The organism is Blautia sp. MB18-30 (genome assembly GCF_023669475.1).
Taxonomy (GTDB): domain Bacteria; phylum Bacillota; class Clostridia; order Lachnospirales; family Lachnospiraceae; genus Blautia_A; species Blautia_A fusiformis.
The window spans coordinates 1-1582 of sequence record NZ_JAMOYY010000084.1; the positions used below are offsets into that span (position 1 = coordinate 1).

Consider the following 1582-nt stretch of genomic DNA (forward strand, 5'->3'; position numbering starts at 1 on the left):
CAATAAGGAAATGAGAAAAGAGTTAAAGAAAATATATGATGATTCGGAGATAGAATCCATTAATAGCTGAAGAAAGGAATCATATGGCGAATCTGATATTGAGCATTTTCGAAATAGTTATAACAATATTAATGTTTATTGCATTGGCAGTTGCTCTCGTATGCAAGAAAAAATCTAAAAAGGTACCGCTTTTTATCATCAGACCAATTTTTCTGGTTGGTTTGTTATTTATTATGTTTCAGGCAGTATTTGTGCAGCGAAATTTTACCTCGCTGGATAAAGCGATTCGGGCATATGATGTTAAGGCGAAGCCAATAGCAAACTTGCAGGATGAGAAATCTACATATGTTATCATGGATGAAGATGGATCTATTGAAGGAAGAATTTTTCCAAAAAATGGAAAGAAATGGAAATTGCCGGATTCAGCATTTTTCAGAAAAAGTATGAGCTATCCTTCAGAAGATGCCAATATTGATATGAGATCAATAGAAATACATGGAGCATGGTATATTGTAATACTCCCACATTATCTTATGGGGGAGAATTCTATAGATGAGGTTCACGATTCGGCTGGAACAGAATTTTTAAAAACGGAATATGAGAATATAACGGTATATTATGGATATCTGAAAACGAAACCAGATGATTACTGGATTTCTGTAGATGGAGATAAAGTAGCGATCAATCTGTGAAGCGTCAAGATTGTAGGAAAAGGAGAACATAAAAATGAATATTTCACTGTCTAACTGGTGGTCGTGGGGAATCTTATTGCTGTTGCTCATGATAGTGGCAGTTGTGGATTCCAGGAAAAGAATCCCACGAAAAATATCCATATTTATACTGGTTCCGGTTTTGTCTGTGGTCATCATATTTATGATGTCCGAAAATAACAAAGAGGCTGAACAAAGTTTCCATACACTTGAGGAAGCAGTAACAGCCTATGATGATCGGTCAGATGTCGTGGCGACATTGCGAGGAAAAACTTCAGCATTGGTTATTATGGATGATGGAGATGTGATGGACTCACAGATTTTTGAAAAAACAGAAAGCGGCTGGAAACTTCCGGAAGATTCAGAGTTTCAGGACACAAAGCGTTTTACAGGAGACAGGATTATAGTCGACGTATCTACCGTAGCAGTTGATGGGGAATGGTATGTTGTGGTGTCACCATATCCGGGAATAAAATCTCCCATAACGAATGTATACGATTCGGAAGGAACAGAATTTTCCGAAGCAAAAGGAAGCGAAAACGTTTACTATGGATATCTGAAAAAATACCCAGAGGACTACTGGGTTTCTGCAAGTGGACAGAAGATGGTTCCAATCGGGATTTTGAAGGATTGGATCAGAGCTATGAAAAAAAATCTTCTGGATGGAAAATAATAAGTAGTCATTAAAATAATAGATATCATAAAACATAAAACAAAAGATTATCCAATGCGTCGTAAAACCCCTTGCTTCCGCTATGGGGATATAAGACGCGTCCATCGAATTTATGCAAGTAATTGAAGATGGACAAAATAGTAATTGTATTAACTAATAAACTATAGTATAATACAAATATGAACACAACATATAAATC

General features: G+C 36.2%; 2 protein-coding genes. Both read left to right on the plus strand.

Annotated features, from left to right (window positions below):
* Nucleotides 1-83 precede the first annotated feature (83 nt).
* Complete coding sequence (locus NCY57_RS16585) at nt 84-692, plus strand: hypothetical protein (protein ID WP_173740176.1); 609 nt, start codon at nt 84-86, stop codon at nt 690-692.
* Nucleotides 693-726: 34 nt separating this feature from the next.
* Nucleotides 727-1383, plus strand: a complete 657-nt coding sequence (locus tag NCY57_RS16590) for a hypothetical protein (protein WP_173740177.1) — start codon at nt 727-729, stop codon at nt 1381-1383.
* The last annotated feature ends 199 nt before the right edge of the window (nt 1384-1582 follow it).